This window comes from Clostridiaceae bacterium, assembly GCA_012840395.1.
Lineage (GTDB): Bacteria > Bacillota > Clostridia > Acetivibrionales > DULL01 > DULL01.
Genome location: DULL01000031.1, coordinates 1 through 17,226 on the forward strand (window position 1 = coordinate 1; position 17,226 = coordinate 17,226).

15 protein-coding genes are annotated in these 17,226 nt (G+C 32.1%); 11 read left to right on the forward strand and 4 right to left on the reverse strand.

Translation table 11 applies throughout. The features are described 5' to 3' along the window. Positions 1-145: 145 nt before the first annotated feature. Positions 146-463: a helix-turn-helix transcriptional regulator gene (locus GXX20_03830; GenBank protein ID HHW30793.1), complete on the forward strand. Its 318-nt coding sequence runs from the start codon at positions 146-148 to the stop codon at positions 461-463. 176 nt (positions 464-639) lie between these two features. On the opposite strand, the gene GXX20_03835 is transcribed toward GXX20_03830, so the two are convergent. After that, a complete protein-coding gene (locus tag GXX20_03835; protein ID HHW30794.1) occupies positions 640-1,704 on the reverse strand; it encodes a hypothetical protein in 1,065 nt (354 codons plus the stop codon). Between the two features lie 1,004 nt (positions 1,705-2,708). Next, positions 2,709-3,626, reverse strand: a complete 918-nt coding sequence (locus GXX20_03840) for a transposase (protein HHW30795.1) — start codon at positions 3,624-3,626, stop codon at positions 2,709-2,711. Between the two features lie 560 nt (positions 3,627-4,186). Here GXX20_03840 and mutT point away from each other — a divergent pair. The 3 genes from mutT to GXX20_03855 all read left to right on the forward strand — a co-directional run bounded on the left by mutT (position 4,187) and on the right by GXX20_03855 (position 6,232). Next, the gene (mutT, locus tag GXX20_03845) at positions 4,187-4,570 is read left to right on the forward strand and encodes an 8-oxo-dGTP diphosphatase MutT (GenBank protein HHW30796.1); all 384 of its coding nucleotides are present in this window, start codon (positions 4,187-4,189) and stop codon (positions 4,568-4,570) included. 191 nt (positions 4,571-4,761) lie between these two features. Further along, positions 4,762-5,517, forward strand: coding sequence for an exodeoxyribonuclease III (gene xth / locus GXX20_03850; GenBank protein HHW30797.1), 756 nt, complete (start codon positions 4,762-4,764; stop codon positions 5,515-5,517). Positions 5,518-5,773: 256 nt separating this feature from the next. Then, positions 5,774-6,232 carry a YaiI/YqxD family protein gene (locus tag GXX20_03855; GenBank protein ID HHW30798.1) on the forward strand — a complete coding sequence of 153 codons (459 nt, stop codon included), beginning with the start codon at positions 5,774-5,776 and terminating at the stop codon, positions 6,230-6,232. 102 nt (positions 6,233-6,334) lie between these two features. Here the strand turns inward: GXX20_03855 and GXX20_03860 are convergent, their stop codons facing one another. Next, entirely contained in the window at positions 6,335-6,595 is a 261-nt protein-coding gene (locus GXX20_03860; protein ID HHW30799.1) for a hypothetical protein, read from the reverse strand. 13 nt (positions 6,596-6,608) lie between these two features. After that, positions 6,609-7,862 carry a DNA polymerase IV gene (locus tag GXX20_03865; protein HHW30800.1) on the reverse strand — a complete coding sequence of 418 codons (1,254 nt, stop codon included), beginning with the start codon at positions 7,860-7,862 and terminating at the stop codon, positions 6,609-6,611. Positions 7,863-8,272: 410 nt separating this feature from the next. Here GXX20_03865 and GXX20_03870 point away from each other — a divergent pair, with 410 nt between their 5' ends. The 7 genes from GXX20_03870 (at position 8,273) to GXX20_03900 (ending at position 16,956) form a co-directional block, all read left to right on the forward strand. After that, positions 8,273-8,587, forward strand: a complete 315-nt coding sequence (locus GXX20_03870; GenBank protein HHW30801.1) for a hypothetical protein — start codon at positions 8,273-8,275, stop codon at positions 8,585-8,587. Positions 8,588-8,879: 292 nt separating this feature from the next. Continuing rightward, positions 8,880-9,167 carry a zinc-binding protein gene (locus GXX20_03875; GenBank protein HHW30802.1) on the forward strand — a complete coding sequence of 96 codons (288 nt, stop codon included), beginning with the start codon at positions 8,880-8,882 and terminating at the stop codon, positions 9,165-9,167. Between the two features lie 1,107 nt (positions 9,168-10,274). Continuing rightward, positions 10,275-10,817 carry a ribosome-associated translation inhibitor RaiA gene (gene raiA / locus GXX20_03880; GenBank protein ID HHW30803.1) on the forward strand — a complete coding sequence of 181 codons (543 nt, stop codon included), beginning with the start codon at positions 10,275-10,277 and terminating at the stop codon, positions 10,815-10,817. Between the two features lie 1,153 nt (positions 10,818-11,970). Then, on the forward strand, positions 11,971-14,175 hold the full coding sequence (pcrA, locus tag GXX20_03885; GenBank protein ID HHW30804.1) for a DNA helicase PcrA: 2,205 nt from the start codon (positions 11,971-11,973) through the stop codon (positions 14,173-14,175). A gap of 185 nt (positions 14,176-14,360) precedes the next feature. Continuing rightward, a complete protein-coding gene (locus tag GXX20_03890; GenBank protein ID HHW30805.1) occupies positions 14,361-15,107 on the forward strand; it encodes a creatininase family protein in 747 nt (248 codons plus the stop codon). 283 nt (positions 15,108-15,390) lie between these two features. Further along, positions 15,391-15,591 (forward strand): hypothetical protein, encoded by a 201-nt coding sequence (locus GXX20_03895; protein HHW30806.1) that lies wholly within the window; start codon positions 15,391-15,393, stop codon positions 15,589-15,591. Between the two features lie 30 nt (positions 15,592-15,621). Beyond that, entirely contained in the window at positions 15,622-16,956 is a 1,335-nt protein-coding gene (locus tag GXX20_03900; GenBank protein HHW30807.1) for a hypothetical protein, read from the forward strand. The last annotated feature ends 270 nt before the right edge of the window (positions 16,957-17,226 follow it).

Sequence of the window (17,226 nt, forward strand, 5' to 3'; positions counted from 1 at the left end):
ATCAATCACAAGGATATTATTTTGGTGTGGTGCCTTCAATGGCCTTTTGCAATAGTGGGGAATTCATAGTTGCAAAACTGGGGAATTTTTTTTGCAACTTTGTCCGTTTCTATTTTGCAATAAATATTTTTTTGCATTAAATTATATGAATGATATTCATCCTTGTGATCTTGCTAAACAGCTTAATTTAAGTGTCCGTCAATTAGAAAGGGTAATGGTTAAATATTATGGACTAACATTTAGCCAAAAGCTCGCTCAAATGAGGGTTTTTGCAGCAAAAGAACTACTTGTGAATAGTAATATGACTGTTTCAAGAATTGCTGAAAATGTAGGTTATAATAATACGAAATATTTCACTAAGGCATTTAAGGAAATAACCGGCATGACGCCCGGAAAATTCAGGAAAAACAAAAGGAGTACTATTAATACTACTAGTACTCCAGATACTGATATTAGCTTATAATATACCAACATATATAATTCTGACATTTATAATACGCAATTTACGCAATACGAAAGAAGATATCTGTATATTATTTGAATTAGGAATCAATATTACACTAAAATACTGTAATTGTAATATAATTTATCGTTTAGCGTATAATTATGAAACTAAAATATTAGTGTTATTTTAATCAATTAATATCTATAATCTTTAACTGCATTAAAGATAGCTATAATATTTTCAACACTGGTGTCTCCCTGGACTTGATGTGAAGGGGATACTATATAGCCTCCATTTCTGCCCAATATAGAAATAATCCTGGTTGTCTCATCATAAACTTCTTTAGGTGTAGCATGAGGCAACAGTTCAACTTCGTCAATAGCTCCATGGAAAGATATTCTGTCACCAAATTTACTGAAGAGACTTTCTGGCTGCATACCGGCTGCTGTAACCTGAATTGGGTCAAGAACATCGATACCAATTTCTATAAGATCATCTACTACTTCTGCTACTGAACCACATGAATGATAGAAAGTTCCAAGTCCCATTTTTTTGAAGGGCATAGTAAGACCTGCACTATGGGGCTTAATGAGCTTGCGCCATAGATCAGGACTGAGCATTAAACATTCCTGCCCTCCTATGTCACCTCCGGAACCAATAATATCAATTTCTCCATCGGCAGCATCTAATGCTCTCATTGCCCTATTATAATAATACTCTCTTACTTTAAAACAGATTGCATCAACTATTTCTGGATTTTCATACATATCGATGAAGAACTGTTCCATTCCTCTCATGTACCAAGGTGTTTCAAAAGCACCTCCTGCAAAAAACATTATAGCCCTGTCATCGACTTTTTTATGTTCCTTAATTGTATCCTTTATTTTAGAATAATCCCACCAATCTAAACTCGGCCAATCATAATCCATAATCTCATCAACTGTTGTAAATTTAGCTAGAGGATGTTCGACAATTTCATAGTAAGTATTATATTGATTAGTGGAAGCTTTCATTACATTACCCCATATATCAGTTCCTTCTCCGCCTAATGTTGGTGTTGAACGCTCTTTGGGACCTATATATGTTAAGTATATCCACCTCATATCTATATCTAGTTTGTCGAGAACATCAATGCGGGTATCAACAGAAAAATATTGCATTAAAGATTGCCAAACTTCATCGGTACATCTGAGGGAAGTTGCCGGCCTATCAGCTTTTTCTCGCTTAAGGGCTTTTTTTACTCTTTCTCTACTTGTCATAGTTTATTACTCCTCCATTCAAAATTTGGGGACATTCCTTTTCATAATGGCAGGTGGGCGATACTCCTTCATACCATATTTTACTTTTATCAAAAGAGCATGTTGTTCATAATTTTCCTTTTGTATCAAGTAGATCTTTTATTTCTTTACAAAATGATCCCTTTATTAATGTTTAATATTTCCATAAAGGGAAATCATAATATAAAACTTTTCATTCCCTACTCTATTGCCAATTATCAGGCTTGTTTCTTTAAGTATTTTATTTTAGCCATTAATCTGCTTTGTTCCTGTTCTGTTCTGGTTTCACCCCTGTATACTTTAATCTACGTTTATTGTATCTGACTCTGGATAAATAGTACACTATGTTTTAAGACGTGATTTTTATACATATGGCCATAAGGGAAACTGCTATTGGGACATTCTTTTTAAGGGACATTTCTTTTTATTTATGAAAAATCATGTAGTATGTAGAAAACCTATTTTCAAATTAGAAAGGGATTTTAGATAAAAGAATAGCAATGGGAAAAGCTAGAAAATATTAATGAAAACTTTATAAAAAAGCTTAGTAAATAAAGTATTAGGAATCTGTTGAAGATAAATTTATAAGTTACGGATTGATTTTAAAAACAATCCTAAAACTATTTATAATAAGATTAGCTAACAGTTACAGTCACTAAAAGATTAAGCAGTTAACTAAAAAGGAATTAAAAAAGGAATTAATATTTTTAATTACAGAGAATATCTGCAGATATATTAGATATAATATTATTTTCAGAATTTAATTAGCTTTTTATAGAATTCAACATTTTGTAAATTTTAATAAAATTATCAATATATATATTACCCTTAAAAATATATAAATTAAGAAGTCAATAAAAAAGTTCAAAAAAGAAAGTCATGCTTATTTTTAAGCAAGGTCGTAAAGTTGAGTATTATAATACCTTTAAACTAAGCATTATGAGATTACGAGATTGTTTTTTATTTTTATTAGACGAGATAGTTTTTTATTGGATTAATGAACAGAAAGCCATCTGGTATCTTTTATATTTTTTTAATAGATTGAATCCTTCATTTGATAATCGAGATATTCCTGATATTGATATGTTTCCTATATAATCACATAGATCTTTGTATGTATATCCACATAGTACTCTTAATACATAAATGACAAACGCTCTAACTTTTTTAGTTTCACTACAGTACTTGGATCTTAATTTCCATGAAAGTTTTTCACCAAGTATCTCACCTATTCTATGTAATAATTCATCCGGCTTTCTGGTTCTCACAATATAACGTTTCTCACTTTTATACTCATTTTCAGTATATGCCTTTATTATATTTTCATCTATTTCTTCCATAAAATCAGTGTCCTTCATGGATTGGACAAAAGTCTTATACTTCTGCTGTGCTAAATCTTTGTCGCTGCTAAATAATTTTAATATATATTCTGTATCAACAATTTCATGTGTATCTTCCATTAGACCAACGTATATCCCATATGAGGAATATTTGTATAATTCTTCTTTTCCGAAATATCCCGGCAAATCTTTTGCGTTATTATGAATATATGCTGACAGTTTGAGAATATAAGAAATGTTGTCTACTATTGCACTTGCAAATCTACCTTGAAATAGATGTCCATGTCGATTATATCGCCTGTTAAAATAGCTTACATAGGCGGTATTTAGGCTTTGCATGAAGGATGAAATATCAGCCCCACATGGGTCAATATAGATATGTACGTGATTATCCATAAGAATATATGAATAAATCCTGCAATGATATTTTTCTTTATATTTTTTTAATAGTAAAAGGTAATAGTTTTTATCTTCATCACACTGAAATAGATCTACCTCACTGATGCTTCTAGACATTACATGATACATAGCATCTTCTGACTTTTTTCTTGCGATTCTTGGCATTTTTTATCACCTCAAGCAATATTATAGCATTACAGGTAATATTTGTAAAGAACAAATGTTCGAAAAAAATAATTTGTTTTATTGCGATATAAAACAGTGTAAGTTATAGGAATCCAGTAAGGATGCAGAAAGAATACAGTAAAATATAGTAGGAATGCAGTAATAACAAGACTGACAGAGAAACATAAGCAGGATCCCCTTGAACAAAAGGATTTAAAGCGCTAGAATGGGAGTACGGTATGGTAATTTGATAGGAGTAAGCAAAGATGAGAGTACAGTAATATAGTAACAATAAACGGTAATAATACGTTAAAATATGGCTAAGTGTCGCACAGCAACAGCACCAGCCGTTGCCTCAAACAGCAAACGGCATAAGACAGCATATGAAAAAACATTGCATCAGCGTAACATCGGTACATAACAAACAATACATTAGACAATACAGGACAAAAGACAAATGTAAAAAAAGCGATGAATAAAAAAGTGTCGGAAACGAAGAAATAAGGAATAAGACGAAGACAAAAAACAAAGAGAAACAAAAATGAAGGAGCGTCTCCTTTATGAAACAGGTTACAGCAGCTATAATACGTCAGGATAATAAAGTACTTATTGCCCAGCGAGCTGCAGATGATGAGTGCGGTTTATTATGGGAGTTCCCGGGTGGCAAGCTAGAGGAAGGAGAAACTCCTGAAGAATGCATAACTCGGGAGATAAAGGAAGAATTAAATTTAGATGTTGAAGTTATCGATATTTTTACTACAAGTATATATAGATATAATTCTCAAGATATAAAGTTTACAGTGTTTAATGTTAGACTAATAGGTGGTAATCTTCGACTTAATGTTCACAATCAAGTAAAATGGGTTGATATAAATCAACTTAAAAACTATAATTTTATGCCTGCAGATATAGAATTTGTTGAAAAATTGGTAAGAGATGTATAAATTAGAAATAGAGTAGATAATAAAGCGAGGAATTAAGTAGAGTAAGGCTGTCAAAGTAGTGCTGACTACCATTACTATTTTTTCCTACTATTGAAAGATGCTCCTATTATTGAAGCGAATTTTTTAAAGTACAGTTTTTTGACTATTGTAAAGGACTGTCCCTATATATTTTATGTGAGGTAAAGAGATTTATGAAAATGATATCATGGAATGTAAATGGACTTAGAGCATGTTTAGAGAAAGGATTTCTAGATTTTTTTCATAATATTAATGCGGATATTTTTTGCATACAAGAAACAAAGCTTCAGGAAGGACAGGTTGACCTTGAACTGGAAGGATACTTTCAGTACTGGAACTATGCAACTAAGAAGGGATACTCAGGAACAGCTGTATTTACAAAAGTTAAGCCTGTTAGCATTGCATACGGTATAGGTATAGAAGAGTATGATAATGAGGGTAGGGTTATAACTCTTGAATTCGATGAATACTATCTAGTTAATGTATATACTCCTAATTCTCAAAAGGGACTGGAAAGGCTAGATTATAGAATGAGATGGGAAGATAATTTTAGAAGTTATTTAAAGAACCTTGATGAAAAAAAGCCTGTAATTTCATGTGGTGATTTTAACGTAGCTCATAAAGAAATAGACCTTAAGAATCCCTCTTCAAACAGGAGAAATGCAGGTTTTACAGATGAGGAGAGAGCTAAGTTTACAGAGTTTTTAGAGTCTGGTTTTATCGATAGCTACCGATATTTTTATCCCGATAAAACTGAGGCTTACACATGGTGGTCATATATGTTCAAAGCCAGAGAAAGAAACGCGGGATGGCGTATTGATTACTTTTGCGTATCTGAGAGAATTAAAGAGAAAATGTTAAATGCTCATATTCATCAGAATATCCTGGGTTCAGATCATTGCCCGATTGAACTTGTGATTGATGTTTAAAAGTAGGGGAAAAAGTAGGGGACAGTTCTGCAGAAACGTGGCAGGGGACAGTTCTGCATAATTAACAGTTTTAGGTATAACATTTCTAAATAATAATTTTTATTATTATGTAATAATTTTTATGATTTTAGAGAGCAAGAAGTAGGGTTCACACAAATTACAGGTTACCAGATAAGATATTTCAAAAAAGCAGGAATGTCCCCAAACAGGTTCCCAAACAGGACTCCCACAGAATGCTCCCAAAGGAGGAATTTAGTTGAAAATATTAGTAGATGCAGATGCTTGCCCTGTACCTGTAAAGAATACAATTATAAAAGTTGCAAAGGAGTTCGGTTTACCTGTCATAATGATCATTGATACCAGCCACATAATTGATGATGGATACTCAGAAGTAATTACTGTTGACAAGCAGGAAAATTCTGCAGATCTTGCCATTATTAACAGGACTTTACCAGGCGATGTCGTAGTCACTCAAGATTTTGGTCTGGCAGCTATGGCTATTGGAAAAGGAGCCGCAGCAATAAATCAAAATGGGATGATATATTCCAGTGAGAATATAGACCGGCTTTTATTTGAAAGGCACATTTCCCAAAAAGTCAGGTGTTCAGGTAAAAGAATAGCTGGTCCTAAAAAGAGATTAAAAGATAATGATATAAAGTTTGAGGCTTCTTTTAGGGCATTAATACATCGCCTTTATATGAGTATATATGGGTAATGAACATAAGTTTATAAGTTTTAATCGAGCTATATAGAAATGCAGGCGTTATCTTTATGAAAAATGCGGGGATATCTTTATATAGGCCACATCTTACATACCCTACATTTTATATAAAAACCATTTGCAGGTATTTACCTCATATTTTAGTTCATATACTTTTTCCACTCCATTAATAATACTCTGGCACTTATAAATATACATCCGATTACCTGCAAGCTTTTCTTCATCCTGATAGAAAATCCTATTTATATTAATTGTTTTTTTGCCGTCTTCATTTATAAGCTGATATCGGACAGGAGTGATTTTTCCGTCTTCCTCAAACCAGGCAATCATTTTTATCGGTTTCATTAAGACTTTCATACTATTCCACCACCTATAAAATACTGCTCATTATAGGGAAATCTTCTACCACTCCACCCTGGAGAGGATTTATTCCTGACTGTAAAAAGGTTGATCGAATTACCGACCTAGGTCCGTATTTCAGCCTGATATCATCGATAGCCCGGTCAATTTTAAGTTGTTTATCCCAATCTTTACAAAAAAGTGATAACTGTACAGAGTCATCTCTGTATAAATCAGATACTCTTACTCCCAGATGACGTATAGGCTCTCCTTTCCAGGCTTCATCAAAGAGTTTCTTTGTTTCTGCGAATATTGCATTTGTGCAGTCTGTAGGAACTTCTAACTTTCTTTGATGGCTGAATGAATAAAGGTCTTTTGTCTTAATTGAAACAGCAACTACCCGGCAACAAAATCCTTCATGCCGAAGTCGCATTGCTACTGTTTCAACTAGTGATAGCAGTACTTTATGAGCTGTTTCCCTGTCTTCAACGTCAAAACGTATGGTTGTAGAATTACCAATTCCCTTGATATTTGATATTCTTCCGTGAGAACGAACAGAGGAATCTTCAATTCCGTTGGCAAAATTCCATAATGTTATACCCCAGCTTTTTAGTTTGTATTTTAAAAGTTCTATATCACATCTGGCCAGATCTCCAATAGTATAGATACCCATACTATGCAGCTTGGGAGCAGTGGCACGCCCTACCATGAAAAGGTCTTCTACAGGCAAAGGCCAAAGTTTGTAAGGAATTTCTTCAGGGAAAAGAGTATGTACCATATCTGGCTTTTTTAATTCGCTACCCATTTTTGCAAGAAGTTTATTTGAACTTATACCTATATTAACAGTAAAGCCAAGTTCCTTTTTTATTCGTTCCCGTATTTTATTTGCAACTGTTACGGCATCATCTCTGAAAACTTTTTCCATTCCCGTAAAGTCCAGAAAAAATTCATCTATGCTAAAAGGCTGTATTCTGTCAGAATAATCCCTAAGAAGATTTAGCAATGCAGACGAGCATTGCATATATAAGTAATAGTTCGGACGGACTACTACCAATCCGGGGCATTTTTGCCTGGCCTGCCACAGAGTTTCTCCTGTTTTTATTTTAAATTTTTTTGCGGGGATAGATTTAGCCAGAACAATACCATGCCTGGTTTCCTCATCTCCGCCGACAACAGAGGGTATTTCCCGCAAATCTACCGTGTCTCCGTGCTGAAGCCTGTAAACAGCCTCCCAACTTAAATATGCACTATTTACATCTATATGAAAAATGATTCTTTTTTTCACCTTATCACTACCTGATATTACTATCATCTGGTAAATATTATTATATAACGAACATATGTTCGTTGTAAAGGGCCTGTGCCGAATATTTTTATGCGAGGAAAGAGTAAAATCTATAAAAATAGAATATGTAATGTAGTAGCAGTAAAGGAGCGAGAAAAGATAAAAATTATTAAAAATTATTAAGATCATAAAGAGTTTTATTGTTTTTTATTCTTTATTTTAATATTTATTGTTTAATAGTTTAATTATAGGGTAAAATTATTAATATAATTAAAGCTATGAGTATAGAATATTATAATTTAAATTCTAAGTTGCTTTTATCTATCCTACTATAATAGAAGAATAACAATTATAGAAGGATAACCGTTCAAAGTCACATCGAAAAAAGTAATAGTATTGGAGGATTCATTATGAAGATTAAGGAATTAAAAGTGGTAAATCTTAATATTACTGAGGACTATTACGAATATAAAGCTTTATTCAGGCTCTGCAGTAATGAACATTGTATGGATATTGATTTATCAGAATTATCAGAACCGGAAGTTCTGGAGAATATAAAAAGAACCTTTGTGATTGAAGAAGATGTCCATACCATAAAAGAAACTATTATGGAAAAAGTAATGGAGGCTTCCAAAATTGAATCAAGAGTAAAAGAAGGAAAAGATTGCTGTTATAATGAAGATACAATTAAGAATAATTATATTGATTCCCTGAGCAAATCGTAATGATATAAATATTTTTAATAATTAATTATTAATTCATTAGTCATAAATCATAGTTATATTAATCATAATTATATTGTTAAAAATAATATTGTTAATAGTTAACAAATATTTAACAATATTATTTTTTTCTTGCATTATTAGTATTTAGATAGTAGAATGTAATAAAATACTAATATTAGGAAATTAGTACTTAGAAATTGATAACTAGTCAAGTATTCTTCAGGAGTTAAAACTATATATCTAGTCTTACATTTCTAATATCTAGTTTTCCTGGAAATGGGGCGAATCCTATATGTTCGAAGACAAAACATTAAAATGTAAAGACTGCGGAAAAGATTTTATTTTTTCAGCGGGTGAGCAGGAGTTTTATGCTGAAAAAGGTTTCCAAAATGAACCTACACGCTGTAAAACCTGTAGAGATATCAGAAAGATGCAATTTAGCAAATCAGGGGAACAAAGAAAAAGCAAAGAAATGTTTGAAGCAGTTTGCTCTCAGTGTGGTAAAAAAACTAAAGTTCCTTTTAAACCTCGCCTTGACAGGCCTGTATATTGCAGTGACTGTTTTGAAAATAGATATTAGATTATATAATTATATATTTATTTAAACTGCTGAATATTATCAATTATTTTAGACTAATGATTAAACCAAATGGTAAATTTATTCAAATATTAACTTAAATGTTTAAGCAACTGATAGATTAAATTAAAATAGATAAAGATGAAATAAAATAAATTAGAAATAAATCAAAAATGAAAATAGTCCTGTGAAAAGATGATATTCTCAAAAGAAATATTCTTAAAGTGATATTTCTTTATTTCTTTTTAAAGAAAAGCATAAGCTACAAGATTATTTATATAATATACATCAATTCAGTTCCTCCTTATGGAACACAAAACGTATCAATATGATGTTATGCTGTTAAAAATATTAAGGATTACAAAAAATTGGATAATTTTATATTAAATTATTATCCACACCTGAAACATGCTTGTTAAAGTTATTCACAGATTTATGCACATTATCCACAGAAAACATATTCACAAAACACATGTTTTGTCTTTTGCTTGTGGATAACATCCAAAATTCACTTGATTAGAAGCTTGTATTAACAATTATTAAATATTATTTAATAAATTAATCCACAATATTAACTTCATTAGACTACATAGTTTTAAAAAACAGGATTCAAAGTGGTAGACATAAATGTCTGTTACCTCTACAGTAGCAGATAATTTGACAAGCTGTATCTTGAATATTTTTACAGTAAGGGCTTGCTTGTTGCAATATAATATGTCCAGTCAGAAATGATTGAGTATCAATAACCGTGATTCGAGAATACGACTTACATCCTCTTTAAAAGAAATATTCTTGAGGAATATTCCTAAAATTAACAAGATATAATCAGAGAAAGGGAAGAAATATAAAAAATTCATATAAAGTTTTATTTCTGAAAAAAGTGGTATAATAATTTATAAGAAGGATATATTATCCATTTAAGATTTATATACGGGGGTGGTAAATTATCTTAAATGTATTTTCATAACGAGGCGCTAGGTAAATATATCTGCCGCCTCGTTGAAATATATTAGGGGTAGAAAATTATTATGTGAGAGAAAAATTTTCTACCGTTAATTAAAGGCAGCTGGATAATACAGAATATATTATAGGAGAGGAGTTGCTACTTATATGAAAATTAAAGTAAATGGTAAGAATTTTGAAGTTACTGAGGCTTTGAGGGAAAAAGCAATAAAAAAACTATCCAAGTTAGAAAAGTTTTTTAACGTGGATGCGGAAGCACAGGTAATGATGAGTGTTCAGAGAAGCAGGCATGTAGTGGAAATAACCATTTTCTTTAATGGAGTAGTCATGAGAGCAGAGGTTGCACACGAGGATATGTATGCTGCCATAGACAAAGCCATTGACAGACTTGAAGGACAAATAAGAAAAAATAAAACAAGATTATCTAAAAAGATTCATAATGGCGCATTTAAAATAGAAAATTTCAATGATTATAACAATATGAATAATAATGTAGAGGAAGAATCGGAATTTAAAGTTGTAAGAACCAAGAGATTTGCTATCAAACCAATGACTGTTGATGAAGCCATACTTCAGATGAATTTATTGGGTCATGAATTTTTCGTATTTTCAAATGCGGATACTCTTGAGACGAATGTGGTATACAGAAGGAAAGATGGAAATTATGGTTTAATAGAGCCTGAGAAATGAGGCATTTGGTAAAATAGTTATGACAATAGTTATGATATAATGTTATGATAGAAGATTGATAAATACGGCAAGGTTTTATCATAAAGCAGCAAGAATACACTCACTTCTATAAGTAGAAGGTGAATTTATAAAATATAAACTAAGGTATGAATTACCCGATGTGAGGCTCATGAATGTAGAAGGTAACGAGACACATGAAGCGAGAATCTTCACCTTCTGTAAGCTGGAGAGGTTCAAGTTTAACATATTTAACATAATTGAGAATTAAACATTTTTGCAATTTAGTATAAATTTTCAGGGACATTAAAAGCAAAAAACAAGTGAATCAAATAAAAATAAATCAAATAAATTAAATAAACTGAATTAATTAGGTGAACTAAATTAAATTAGATAAATAGATTGTATCCGAAGGTCGGGAAGTTAGATAGAAGAACAATAGCAAATGATAGAAAATAGCAGCAAATAGTAGAAGAAAGTAGAAAATGGCAGCTAATAGTAGCGATACAGTGAAAAAAAGCAATAGAATAGTCATAGAATAGTAATAATTGAGTAGATAAATTCCAAAAAGTTTTATAAGACCTGAAAATTTCCTGCCATTGGGATTACAATGAAAATGCCGTAGCAAGTCTGCGGCATTTTATATTTTAACTTTAAATTAAGAAATTTTTAGCTTCTGCAAATGATGGTTGAATGAATTCAAATTTGAATGAATGAATCAAATTTAAATTAGTGTAAAATATGCATTATAGAAATTATCATAATGGTGCAGGAGAAGATTATCGAAATATCAGGATAAAACAGTATAAAAGAAATTAACGCTGACAGAGCATATTTAAAAGCAGTTGCCAGAACGTGTGTTCTGGTGTATACTGGTAATATGCAAAATATTGTATTGCCATACAAAGCTGTTATAAAAGAATAGGAACTGATGTAAAACTGATATAAAAACTATAATAAAAACTCTATTATAAAAAACAGATATATAAAAACAGATATAAGAACTAATATAAAAACTAATATAAAAACTAATATAAAAACTAATGTAAAAACTGACGCACTGACGCAAAAATTTTACTTGACTATTTTTACGTAACTATATGAATTCTATAATTATATAGTTACATAATATTAATAAAAACATACAGGAGAAAATATGGATTTATTACATGGTTTAAACAAGGAACAAAAAGAAGCAGTTTTAAATACCGAAGGGCCTTTGCTTGTATTAGCGGGAGCAGGCAGCGGAAAGACAAGAGTGCTTACTCACAGGATTGCATATCTGGTAAAAGAAAAAAATGTACATATAAGCAGTATCCTTGCGTTAACTTTTACAAATAAAGCAGCTAGAGAGATGAAGGAAAGAATTGAAAATCTCTTAGGAGAGATGACTTATAACGCATGGATTGGCACATTTCATTCAAACTGCGTAAGAATACTGAGAAGAGATATAGAAAAACTTGGGTATGATAGAAATTTTGTCATTTATGATACAGCAGATCAGTTAACGTTAATAAAAGATTGCCTTAGAGAATTAAACATTAACGAGAAAAATTTCCCTCCCAGACTTATTCTTGAAGTAATAGGCAAAGCTAAAGATGTCCTGTTAGAACCTGATCAGTATTTAGAAGTCCATGAATCAAACTATAGGGAAAAGAAAATTGCTCAAATATACAGTTTATATCAACAAAAGCTTAAGAATAATAATGCCGTGGACTTTGATGATATAATAATGCTCACTATAAGGCTGTTTAATGAGTATCCGGCGGTTCTTGAATATTATCAGAATAAGTTCAGGTATGTGCTTGTAGATGAATATCAGGACACTAATAAAGCCCAGTATAGGTTTATAAGTTTAATAGCAAAAAAACACAGAAACCTATGTGTTGTAGGAGATGACGATCAGTCCATATATGGATGGAGAGGAGCGGATATTGAAAATATACTGGGTTTTGAAAGAGAGTTTAAAGATTGCAAAGTAATTAAACTTGAACAGAATTACCGTTCTACTCAAACAATATTAGATGCAGCAAACAATGTGATAAAGAACAATAAGGGAAGAAAAAAGAAGGTTTTGTGGACTGGAAATCCAAAAGGCACAAATATCAGCCTATATACAGGAAGTAATGAGTATGAAGAAGCACTGTTTGTAAGTAGGGAAATCAAAAGAATGATGCTGTATGATAATAAAAGATACAGTGATTTTGCAATACTTTATAGAGTTAATGCGCAATCTCGTGTATTAGAGGAAGCCCTTATCAGAGAAGGTATTCCATATAAAGTATTTGGCGGGTTAAGATTCTATGACAGAAAAGAAATAAAAGATATATTAGCTTACTTAAGAGTAATACAGAATCCTACAGATAATATCAGCTTGAAGAGAATCATAAATGTACCCAGACGGGGAATTGGTGATGTTACTATTCAAACTTCTGAAGATATTGCAAATTCCAGAGGAGTAAGCATATTCAGCATTATATCCTCTGCAAGCGAATTTAAGGAATTAAAAAGGGCCGCACCCAAGTTGGAGGATTTTTGCAGAATGATTGCCGGGTTTATGGCTATAAAGGACAACATTAGTGTATCATCATTGATAGAAGAAGTTATTATAAAAACAGGTATTTTAGAAGAGTTGCAGGCGGAAGATACTCCTGAAGCACAAACAAGGATTGAGAATATAAAAGAATTTATCTCTGCAGCTGTTGATTTCGAAGAAGAAAGTGAAGATCAAGGACTTGAGGCTTTCCTTGAAGGGATATCCCTGATATCGGATATAGATGCTCTTGAGGAGAATAAGGACTATGTAATGCTTATGACGTTGCACAGTGCAAAAGGATTGGAATTTCCGGTAGCTTTTATAGTTGGTATGGAAGAAGGCGTTTTTCCGAGCTACAGATCTTTGGATAGTGAAAGTGAGCTTGAAGAAGAAAGAAGGCTTTGCTACGTAGGAATGACCAGAGCTAAAGAAAAGCTTTATATTACCAATACTTTCTGCAGAACTTTGTTTGGAAATACTACTTATAATCAGCCCTCAAGGTTTATAAGTGAAATACCGCCAGAATTTTTGGATGAAGTTGGTGAAACAACCAGAAGAGTAGATAAAATAATTAATACATCAAATATTAGTGGTTTGAAACTTTTCAGAGGCTCAAATCTCATATCTGTAGAAGATTTGATGCCTAAAAAACAAGTATCTGATATTAGTTTTAATGTGGGAGACAGAGTGCAACATAAGAAATTTGGGAAAGGTACAATTATTGCCGTTGAGAAAGCAGGTGATGACTATAAACTTGAAATACAATTTGACGAAGTAGGCATGAAAAGGCTTATGGCAGCATTTGCTAATTTAATAAAAATTTAAGTTATAAATATAAATTATTTAAGATATAAATTTAAGATTATATAGAATTTAAGGTTATATTTTTGTCAGTTAGGATTATATTTTTTTATCTGTTAGTTTTTATTATTAATGATATAATTATAGTGTCAAAATAGAAAATAAAGGACAAAACAGATTACTTAATGAAATGAGGAGGAGTTTTTAAAATGTCATTTTATTTTGGAGAAAAGACCTGGGTTGAACTTCAGGAATATATTGAGAAAAATGCTGTTGTAATTATACCTGTAGGAACTACAGAAGAACATGGAAGACACCTTCCTGTTGAAACTGATGCTATGATAGCAAAATATTATGGAGATTGCTTGGGGAAAGCCTGTGAAGATGAGGAAATACCTGTTCTGGTTACACAACCAATATATTTCGGATTTTCTATGGCTATTGTAAGAAAGTGGCCAGGATGTATCAATATTGATACTCGTACATTTATGAACTATATATTTAATATGGTTAATTCATTAATTGAAATGGGATTTAAAAAGATTGTACTACTGGATTGCCATGGCAATCATGATAGCCTGCTGCGCACAGTCATGAGAGAAATTGCAGACAAACATAATATATATATAATGACATTGAGACCATTTTCTTTGTCAGCCAAAAGATATAATGAAATAAAGAAAGATCCACAAGGCGATATTCATGGCGGAGAGTGGGAAACTTCTGCAATTATGCATATAAGGCCTGATCTTGTACATCACGATGAATTTACCAATGTAGATGCAATAAGATGTAATACTCCGCTTCGTGGTCCTGTTTCAACATGGGGACTACAGGAGACCAAGACAGGATTGTTTGGTGATCCCACTTATGCTACTCCCGAACTTGGAGCAGAGGTGTTTAAAGCTGCAACAGAAGAAGGGCTTAAGCTTATCAAGGAATATTACAAGTTATAGTAAATAAAGTATTTTATTATACTATAAACAAAGGCTTTGAACCATAGCAAAAAGGAAATATAACAAAACAAGCCGACTTTATCAGTATAATGCATTATGCAAACAATATTAACAAACAGCATAAGTAAACAACATTAGTATACGGCATTAATGGACGGCATTACACATATTGCATTATGCATAATGCATAATGCAATATGTGTAATGATTTGATTTATGTATAATATACCTCTCTATTACGGATAATACAGTTAAAGTATATTAGCAATGGGAGGTATATTATATGATACCTTTTTATGATAGCAATGAAATGATAGATGTAGCCCAGCACTGTAAAAATTTCAGAGCAAGAGGTTCTACAGAAAGTAAAAAAGGCAGTTCCGAAATGTCAGTATCCTGTCTTACATGTAATAATTGGAATACTGACGGTTGTATTAGTGATTCTTATGATGGTGCTCTGAGGTGTATGGAGAAAAACCAGTAAAAACAAGAAACTATTTGGGGGGTACAAATAATGGCTACAGTAGGATTAATCGCTGTTGGGCATATAGATTATGTTGGAGAAAATGCTCAGAAACTTTTAAGAGATAGTGTTAAAAACTTAAGTGATAAAGGCATTAATGTAATCTGGAAAGATGAAATAGCCACAGATTCAAAAAGAGCAAGAACTCTAGCAAAAGATATAATTAAAAGTGATGTAGACAGTGTCATACTGTTTCTAAGTACCTGGATTGAATCTCCGGTAGCCATGTCAGTAGTGAGGGAAATAGAACATATTCCCTTTGCTGTATGGGGTTCTCCAATGTTTAGAGATAAAGGCAATCTTACCAGTACAGGTTCCTTTGTTTCTTTTGCTATGTTTACAGGATCTTTAAAAAGATTAGGGTATAATTTTAAACCTTTATTAGGTACTCCTGAGGATGAGAACACCATCAAAGAAGCTTTAATTTTCTGTCAGGCGGCCTCTGCTTATCAGGCATTAAAAATTTCGACAGTAGGTCTTGTAGGGTATACTTCTATGAGTATATATCCAGGGACTTTTGATCATCTCTTGATGAGAAAGAAAATCGGTCCTGAGATTGAGCAAATGGATACCTACACTTTAATAAATAAAATGAAAGAATTTAAAGATGAGGATTGTCAGGATGTAATCCAATATCTTAAGAAATCTGCAAGAATAATGCCTGATGTATCCATGGAAGATTTATTAACAGTTTCAAAAATGTATCTGGCTATGAAAAAAATATGTCAGGAGAAAGATTTTAAAGCCATAAATGTTAAATGTCAATATGAGCTTTCCAAAGAGTTTGGAATGGTAGCGTGTGTTCCTCTTTCAATATTAGCTGAAGATTTTATTGTAGCAGCTTGTGAAGGAGATATACTGGTTACTGTTTCAATGCTTTTAATGCATTATCTTTCAGGGAATATAACTGCATATGCTGACATCATAAATATAAATGAAGATGGCACCATTAAACTATCCCCCTGCGGTTTTATACCATTCAGTTTGGGAGAAGGAGATCAGTATAACAAGGAAATAAGAAATTTCATGCCAGGTGTAGGATTTAAAGGAATACAGAACAGCTTTGTTTTTAAACCAGGAAGAGTAACCATTTTAAGGCTTGTAGAAGATATAGGAAACTATCATATTATTTATACTACAGGGGAAGGGCTCCCAACAAAATTAAGACAGGGCTATATGCCTGCCTTGGATGTAAAGATAGATGGAAGCATAGAAAAAATGATAGATTATTTTGCGGGCCAGCATTATGCTCTTTGCTACGGGGACCTTTCAAAAGAAGTGGAGGAGCTATCCAGAATTCTTGGCATAGAATGTGTACGCATCTAAGCACTACTTATAATTTAATGAAAGCATTTACTTTGTAAAATATAAAAAAAGGGACTGATTAGACCATAGGTTTATAGCATGGTTTTAAGCAGCCCCTTTTATGTCTAAGCTTTGTTATATCTTTCCGATATTCTCTACTACATTGTAAGCGTCAAATAGATTAGGACGAAAAACTAAAGCCTTTGCCCAGCCATTGATCAAATGCCTTAGACATTTTAACCCTGAATTCTTCTTCCGGTAACCCTCGGTCTACATAATACTCATATACAT

Coding starts and splice junctions, on each gene's coding strand:
- GXX20_03830 (HHW30793.1), top strand. CDS start 146: ATGAATGATATTCATCCTTGTGATCTTGCTAAACAGCTTAATTTAAGT.
- GXX20_03835 (HHW30794.1), bottom strand. CDS start 1,704: ATGACAAGTAGAGAAAGAGTAAAAAAAGCCCTTAAGCGAGAAAAAGCT.
- GXX20_03840 (HHW30795.1), bottom strand. CDS start 3,626: ATGCCAAGAATCGCAAGAAAAAAGTCAGAAGATGCTATGTATCATGTA.
- mutT (HHW30796.1), top strand. CDS start 4,187: ATGAAACAGGTTACAGCAGCTATAATACGTCAGGATAATAAAGTACTT.
- xth (HHW30797.1), top strand. CDS start 4,762: ATGAAAATGATATCATGGAATGTAAATGGACTTAGAGCATGTTTAGAG.
- GXX20_03860 (HHW30799.1), bottom strand. CDS start 6,595: ATGAAAGTCTTAATGAAACCGATAAAAATGATTGCCTGGTTTGAGGAA.
- GXX20_03870 (HHW30801.1), top strand. CDS start 8,273: ATGAAGATTAAGGAATTAAAAGTGGTAAATCTTAATATTACTGAGGAC.
- GXX20_03875 (HHW30802.1), top strand. CDS start 8,880: ATGTTCGAAGACAAAACATTAAAATGTAAAGACTGCGGAAAAGATTTT.
- raiA (HHW30803.1), top strand. CDS start 10,275: ATGAAAATTAAAGTAAATGGTAAGAATTTTGAAGTTACTGAGGCTTTG.
- pcrA (HHW30804.1), top strand. CDS start 11,971: ATGGATTTATTACATGGTTTAAACAAGGAACAAAAAGAAGCAGTTTTA.
- GXX20_03890 (HHW30805.1), top strand. CDS start 14,361: ATGTCATTTTATTTTGGAGAAAAGACCTGGGTTGAACTTCAGGAATAT.
- GXX20_03895 (HHW30806.1), top strand. CDS start 15,391: ATGATACCTTTTTATGATAGCAATGAAATGATAGATGTAGCCCAGCAC.
- GXX20_03900 (HHW30807.1), top strand. CDS start 15,622: ATGGCTACAGTAGGATTAATCGCTGTTGGGCATATAGATTATGTTGGA.